This window comes from Cellulosimicrobium sp. NPDC057127, from assembly GCF_042670945.1.
Classification (GTDB): domain Bacteria; phylum Actinomycetota; class Actinomycetes; order Actinomycetales; family Cellulomonadaceae; genus Cellulosimicrobium.
The window spans coordinates 39559-46143 of sequence record NZ_JBHUUP010000019.1 but is presented as its reverse complement, the minus strand read 5'-3'; the positions used below and the strand labels follow the sequence as shown (position 1 = coordinate 46143).

Genomic DNA, 6585 nt, shown 5'->3' with positions numbered 1-6585 from the left:
GCGCCGATGGTACTGCCCTGGAGACGGGGTGGGAGAGTAGGACGCCGCCGGACAACCCTTCACCGAAGGCCCACCCCCACGGGTGGGCCTTCGGCGTTTCTGGCCCCATGTCGCGCCGAGCACCGTACGGGTGATCGCGTACAGCGTCGTGGGACCCCGTGAGGACTCGAGCAGGGCCGGCGGAGCGCGGCGTGCGAAGATGGCCAGCGCACTCCCGGCACGGAAGAAGGAACCTGTGAACGACACGCACCACGACCCCGAGCGAGACCGCCAGACGCCGGGGTCGTCGCGCGACGCCGGCGCGGATCGTCGCGACGAGGGCGCGCCCCGCGGCTCGAGCCGACGAGCGCCGCGCGACGGGCGGGACGGAGCCGGTCGGAGCGGCGGCACGGGCCGAGGGGCGAGCCGTCCCGTTCGCGACGGTGCTCGCCGCACGTGGGGCGACGACCGACGCGACCGTGGACCGCGGCGCGACGCCCGCCCTGACGGCGGCGAGCGACGCGAGCGTCCCGACCGTCGACGGGACGACGTCGGCGGGCCCGCCCGGAAGGGTGGGGACCGCTCCGACCGCCGTGACGGCGGGACCGGTGCACGTCGGCGAGACGGCGGGCGCGGGCCGGAGCGTGCCGGGAACGGCGACAGGCGGGGCCACGCTCCGCGTGCCGGGGCGGGCAGGGACCGTGCGGAGAGGCACGATCGCCGCCCGGAGCCGCGGCACCCGGCCGGTCCCGAGATCGCGGAGGACGTGACGATCTCCCAGCTGGACAGGGCGGCGCGCGGACGGCTGCGCACCGTGAGCAAGGAGACCGCTGAGGTCGTCGGCAAGCATCTCGTCATGGCGGGACGTCTCATCGACACCGATCCGGAGCTGGCCTACGAGCACGCCCAGGCGGCGGTGCGGCGCGCAGGCCGGGTCGACGTCGTCCGCGAGGCGGCCGGACTGACGGCCTACCGGACGGGACGGTACGCCGAGGCGTTGCGCGAGCTGCGGACCGTGCGGCGGCTCAACGGCTCGTCGGAGCACCTTCCCATCATGGCCGACTGCGAGCGCGGGCTCGGCCGTCCTGAACGCGCGCTGGCGCTCGCCGCGTCGGAGGAGGCCGGCACGCTCGACGACGTCGCGCGCACCGAGCTCGCCATCGTCGTGAGCGGCGCGCGGGTCGACCTCGACGAGCTCGACGCCGCGCTCGCGGTGCTCGACCACGTCCCAGCTGTCGGGACGCGCGGTGAGCTGGGCGCGCGCGTGCTCCAGGCGAAGGCCGCCGTGCTCGAGTTGCTCGGGCGCACGGAGGAGGCGGCCGAGCTCCTCGGGAGCGTCGACGCCGCCGCGCTCGGTAGCGCTCTCGACGAGGACGACGACGTCGTCGTCTACGACCTCACGGAGGACGGGGACGACCTCGGGGCAGAGTCCGGTGACGCCGTGGCCGCTACGCAGCACGCGACCGGGCCGGGCGACGAGGAGGGGCCGGTCGGGAGCGCCGCGCCCGGGGACCGCCCCACGACGGAGGAGTCGCGGTGAGCGGCGGCCTCCTGGCGAGCCCCGAACCGCTCGCCCGACGCTACGACCTCGCTCTCGTCGACCTCGACGGCGTCGCGTACCGGGGGCACGACCCGATCCCGCACGCGGCGCAGAGTCTGGCCGGGGCGCGCACGGCCGGCATGCGCCTGGTGTTCGTGACGAACAACGCGTCGCGCGAGCCCGCCTCGGTGGCGGAGCAGCTGAGCGGCCTGGACATCCCGACTACCGCGGAGGAGGTCATGACGGCGGCGCAGGCGGCGGCGGCGCTGCTGCGCACCCGGCTGGAGCCGGGCGCGCGGGTCCTCGTCGTCGGTGGTGCGGGTCTGGTCACGGCGGTGCGGGAAGCGGGCTTCGAGGTCGTCGACCGCGCGGACGACGAGCCGGTCGCCGTCGCGCAGGGGTTCCACCCCGAGGTGGGCTGGAAGCAGCTCGCGGAGGCGGCGTACGCCGTCCGAGGAGGAGCCTGGCACGTCGCGAGCAACCTCGACCTGTCGCTGCCGACGGAGCAGGGGTTCGCGCCGGGCAACGGCGCGCTCGTCGGGGCGGTGCAGGCCGCGACCGGCGTCGCGCCGGACAGCGCGGGCAAGCCCACGCCCGCGATGTACCGGCTCGCCGTCGAGCGGGCGGGTGCCACGGCGCCCCTCGTGATCGGCGACCGGCTCGACACGGACCTCGCGGGCGCGCGGGCCGGCGGGTACCCCGGCCTGCACGTGCTCACCGGCGTGAGCACGGCGCGCGACGCCGTGCTCGCCGAGCCGGGCCTGCGGCCGGACTACGTCGGCGAGGACCTGCGGTCGCTGCACGAGGCGCATCCCGCGCCCGAACCGCGCGCCGACGGCTGGTGGGTCTGCGGTGACAGCGCGGCCCGGGTCGAGGACAGCCAGGTGCGGCTCGACGTGCGCGGGTCCGCGACGGTCGACACGGTCCGGGTCGTGGCGGCCGCGGCGTGGGAGTCTGCCGACGCCGGACGGCCCGTGGACCCCGACGGGGTGCCCGAGCTGCCCGTCGGCAGGCACTAAGGGGCCGACGGGTCGACGGCAGCGCGATCGTGGTGCTCGAACCGCTCGGCGCGGCGACCTGTGGAGGCGCGACGGTGGTCCGGCGTGTCGCGTGGGACGCTACGGGTACCGTTGGCCGGGACCGCCCAGCGGGTGGGTGAAGCGCGCCCACGACCCTCGGCGCGTCCGACGACCGAACCGGAAGGCAGAGACAGATGGCGGACGAGCACGGCCCCCTGGTCGGGGTGTCGACGGGTGACGACGCCCGCGGCGGCACGGTCCCCGTCCCGGGTCCGTCGCGTCCGCGCGTGACGCTCGACGACGCGCTGGGGCGGCTGGACGGGCTCGAGGCGCTGCCGACCGCGGCGCACGTCGAGGTGCTCGAGGCCGTGCACGCCGCGCTCGTCGCCGATCTGGCGCGCACGGAGGACTGACGGTGACCGAGCGCGCGGGGGCGCGCCTGGACAGCGAGCTCGTGCGACGCGGGCTCGCTCGCTCACGTCGCCAGGCGTCGGAGCTCGTGGCGGCGGGCAGGGTCGTGCGGGACGGCGTCGCGGTCACGAAGCCGTCGGTCGTCGTCGCGGGGTCGAGCGTGCTGGAGGTCGTCGCCGACCCGGGCGACCCCGGCTACGCGTCCCGCGCCGCGTTCAAGCTCGCGGGCGTGCTCGAGGCGCTGGACGCGATGGACGCGGCGTCCGGCGGGGGACCGCGCCCGCCCGTGGTCACCGGATCGCGGTGTCTCGATCTGGGCGCGTCCACCGGGGGCTTCACCGACGTGCTCCTGCGCGCCGGCGCACGCGAGGTCGTCGCCGTCGACGTGGGGCACGACCAGCTCGTGCCGATGCTCCGCGAGGACCCGCGGGTGCGCCTCCACGAGGGGCTCAACGTGCGAGAGCTCGTGCCCGAGCACGTGGGACCACCGCCGGACCTCGTCGTCGGTGACCTGTCGTTCATCTCGCTCACGACGGTCCTGCCGGCGGTCGCCCGCGTCGTGGCCGACGGCACCGACCTGCTCCTCCTCGTCAAGCCGCAGTTCGAGGTCGGGCGCGAGCGCCTGGGCAGCGGCGGCGTCGTGCGGGACACCGCTCTGCACGCGGAGGTCGTCGTGACCGTCGCCGAGCACGCGGAGCGCGCGGGGATGCGCCCCGTGGCCGTGATCCCGAGCCCGCTGCCCGGTCCGAGCGGCAACCGCGAGTACTTCTGGTGGCTCCGTGCGGGCCGGCAGACCGACGTCGGGCACGCGGCGCTCCTGGAGGCGGCCGTTCGGGCCGTGGCGTGGGAGCCGGGCGCGACGGCCGGAGCGCCGCCGGTCGTGGTCGCCGGGGCGGCGCCGGCGACGGGAGGGGCCCCGTGACGCGGCGCGCGCTGATCGTCACCCACGGCGGCCGTCCCGAGGCGGTCGTCGCGCTGCGCGAGGCCGTGCGCGAGCTCGAGCGCGCCGGGTTCTCCGTCACCCTGCACGACGACGACCTCGCCGAGAGCTTCGGCGACCACATGGCACGGGCCCGGGCACGCGAGGGGGTCGCCGAGTCGGAGGTCGTGATCGTGCTCGGGGGCGACGGCACGATCCTGCGCGCGGCGGAGCTCACGCACGGCACGGACGTCCCGCTCCTCGGGGTCAACCTCGGTCACGTGGGCTTCCTGGCCGAGAGCGAGCGGGAGGACCTGCACGCCGCCGTGGCGCGCCTCGCGTCGCGCGACTACGCGGTCGAGGAACGCACCGTCGTCGACGTCCGCGTGCACCCGCCCGACGGCGGCGAGCCGGTCACGGGATGGGCGCTCAACGAGGCGACGGTCGAGAAGGCGCAGCGTGAACGCATGATCGAGGTCGCCATCGGCGTCGACGGGCGCCCCGTGTCGTCGTTCGGGTGCGACGGCGTGGTGACCGCGACGGCGACCGGCTCGACGGCGCACGCGTTCTCGGCCGGCGGCCCGGTGATGTGGCCCGAGGTCGACGCGGTGCTCGTCGTCCCGCTCGCCGCGCACGCGCTGTTCGCGCGGCCGCTGGTCGTCGGCCCGCGGTCCACGGTGACGGTCGACGTCCTGCCACGGTCGGCCTCGCCGGGGGTGCTGACGTGCGACGGGCGCCGTCGTATCGACCTGCCCAACGGCTCCCGGGTCGAGGTGCGCCGCAGCGACACCCCGCTGCGTCTCGCCCGGTTGAGCACGGCCCCGTTCACGGACCGGCTCGTGTCGAAGTTCTCGCTGCCGGTCGTGGGCTGGCGCGAGCGCGCGGCCGACGTCGCCGCGCGCACCGCCGCGGTGCCGACCGTGCCGCCGTCCGTGCCACGGAGCACGACCCGAGAGGAGGAGTGAGGGTGCTCGAGGAGATCGCGATCGAGAACCTCGGGGTGATCCGGTCCGCCCGCGTGCCGCTCGGCTCGGGGCTTACGGTCATCACGGGCGAGACGGGTGCGGGCAAGACGATGGTGCTCACCGGGCTCGGCCTGCTCATGGGCGGCAAGGCGGACCCGGCCACGGTGCGCCCGGGGGCGAGGTCGGCGGTCGTGGAGGGCCGCGTGCACGTCGCCGACCGTCCGGTCGTGGCTCGGCGCGTCGACGACGCGGGAGGCGACGTCGACGACGACGGCACCGTGCTGATCCTGCGCACCGTCGCCGCGGAGGGACGATCGCGCGCGCACCTCGGAGGACGCAGCGTGCCCCAGGGCGTCCTGGCCGAGATCGCGGACGACCTCGTCACCGTGCACGGCCAGTCGGACCAGCTGCGCCTGCGGACCCCCAGCCACCAGCGCGCGGCGCTCGACGCCTTCGCGGGCCCGGACCACCGCGAGCTGCTCGAGGGGTACCGCGCCGCGTGGACGGAGCGCACCGCCCTGCAGGTGGAGATCGACGACCTCACCGCCCGTGCCGGCGAGCGCGCGCGCGAGGCGGAGCTCCTGCGGCTCGGGCTCGCGGAGGTCGAGCGCGTCGACCCCCAGCCGGGCGAGGACGCCGAGCTCACCGCGCTCGTGTCGCGCCTCGGGAACGTCGAGGAGCTGCGCGTCGCGGCGCAGCTCGCGCACGACGCGGTCGCCGGCGACGACGCGGCCGAGCCGCAGGAGACCGCGGTGGTCGCGGTCGACCGCGCCCGGCGCGCGCTCGAGTCCGGCGCGCACACCGATCCTGTGCTCGGGCGGTTCGCCGAGCGGCTCGCGGAGGTCGGCTACGTGCTCGCCGACGTCGCGACGGAGATCTCCGGCTACGTCGAGGACCTCGCGGCCGACCCGGCGGGGCTGGAGACCGCGCACTCGCGCCTCGCGGAGCTCGGCACGCTCACGCGCAGCTACGGCGAGACGATCGACGACGTCCTCGCGTGGGCGAGCGACGCGGGCCTGCGCCTGCTCGACCTCGACGACGGCGGCGAACGGCTCCGCGGGGCGGCGCAGCGGCGCGACGCCCTCGACGACGAGCTCGGCCGGGCCGCCGCCGCGATCACGGCCTCGCGCGAGCGCGCGGCGGCGCAGCTCGCGACCGCGGTGACCGACGAGCTGCGCGGTCTCGCGATGAGCGGGGCGAGCCTGGTCGTCGACGTGGCACCCGCGGACGAACCAGGCCCCTGGGGCGCGGACGTGGTGACGTTCTCGCTCGCTGCCCACGCGGGTGCGCCTCCCCGGCCCCTCGGCAAGGGCGCGTCCGGCGGAGAACTGTCGCGCGTCATGCTCGCCATCGAGGTGGCCCTGGCCACCGCGGCCGTGGCCGGGGACGAGGACGGACCTGCCCTGCCGACGTTCGTGTTCGACGAGGTCGACGCTGGCGTCGGTGGCCGGGCCGCCGTGGAGGTCGGGCGTCGCCTCGCGGCCCTGGCCCGGACCGCCCAGGTGGTCGTCGTCACGCACCTCGCGCAGGTCGCGGCCTTCGCCGACGTGCAGCTCGTCGTCACGAAGTCCTCGCCGGCCCCCGGCGGCTCCGGCGGCGACGGCGGGATCACGGTGACGGGCGTGCAGGAGGTGACGGGGGAGGATCGTGTGCGCGAGCTCGCACGCATGCTGTCGGGGCAGGAGGACTCGGAGGCGGCCCTGCGCCACGCGCACGAGCTCCTCGAGTCGTCGGTCGTGGGACGATAGGCGA

Annotated in this window: 6 protein-coding genes; all 6 read left to right on the top strand. The window is 76.4% G+C overall.

All coding sequences use genetic code 11. From position 1 onward, the window contains the following. Positions 1-745 precede the first annotated feature (745 nt). The 6 genes from ACFTZA_RS15735 (at position 746) to recN (ending at position 6581) form a co-directional block, all read left to right on the top strand. A complete protein-coding gene (locus tag ACFTZA_RS15735) occupies positions 746-1519 on the top strand; it encodes a hypothetical protein (protein WP_378196931.1) in 774 nt (257 codons plus the stop codon). After that, positions 1516-2538: an HAD-IIA family hydrolase gene (locus ACFTZA_RS15730; protein WP_378196928.1), complete on the top strand. Its 1023-nt coding sequence runs from the start codon at positions 1516-1518 to the stop codon at positions 2536-2538. The genes ACFTZA_RS15735 and ACFTZA_RS15730 overlap by 4 nt, the downstream gene beginning before the upstream one ends. Before the next feature lie 194 nt (positions 2539-2732). Then, on the top strand, positions 2733-2951 hold the full coding sequence (locus ACFTZA_RS15725; protein ID WP_378196925.1) for a hypothetical protein: 219 nt from the start codon (positions 2733-2735) through the stop codon (positions 2949-2951). A gap of 2 nt (positions 2952-2953) precedes the next feature. Next, positions 2954-3871 carry a TlyA family RNA methyltransferase gene (locus ACFTZA_RS15720; RefSeq protein WP_378196922.1) on the top strand — a complete coding sequence of 306 codons (918 nt, stop codon included), beginning with the start codon at positions 2954-2956 and terminating at the stop codon, positions 3869-3871. Then, positions 3868-4833: an NAD kinase gene (locus ACFTZA_RS15715; protein ID WP_378196919.1), complete on the top strand. Its 966-nt coding sequence runs from the start codon at positions 3868-3870 to the stop codon at positions 4831-4833. The genes ACFTZA_RS15720 and ACFTZA_RS15715 overlap by 4 nt, the downstream gene beginning before the upstream one ends. A gap of 2 nt (positions 4834-4835) precedes the next feature. Then, complete coding sequence (gene recN, locus ACFTZA_RS15710; protein ID WP_378196916.1) at positions 4836-6581, top strand: DNA repair protein RecN; 1746 nt, start codon at positions 4836-4838, stop codon at positions 6579-6581. The last annotated feature ends 4 nt before the right edge of the window (positions 6582-6585 follow it).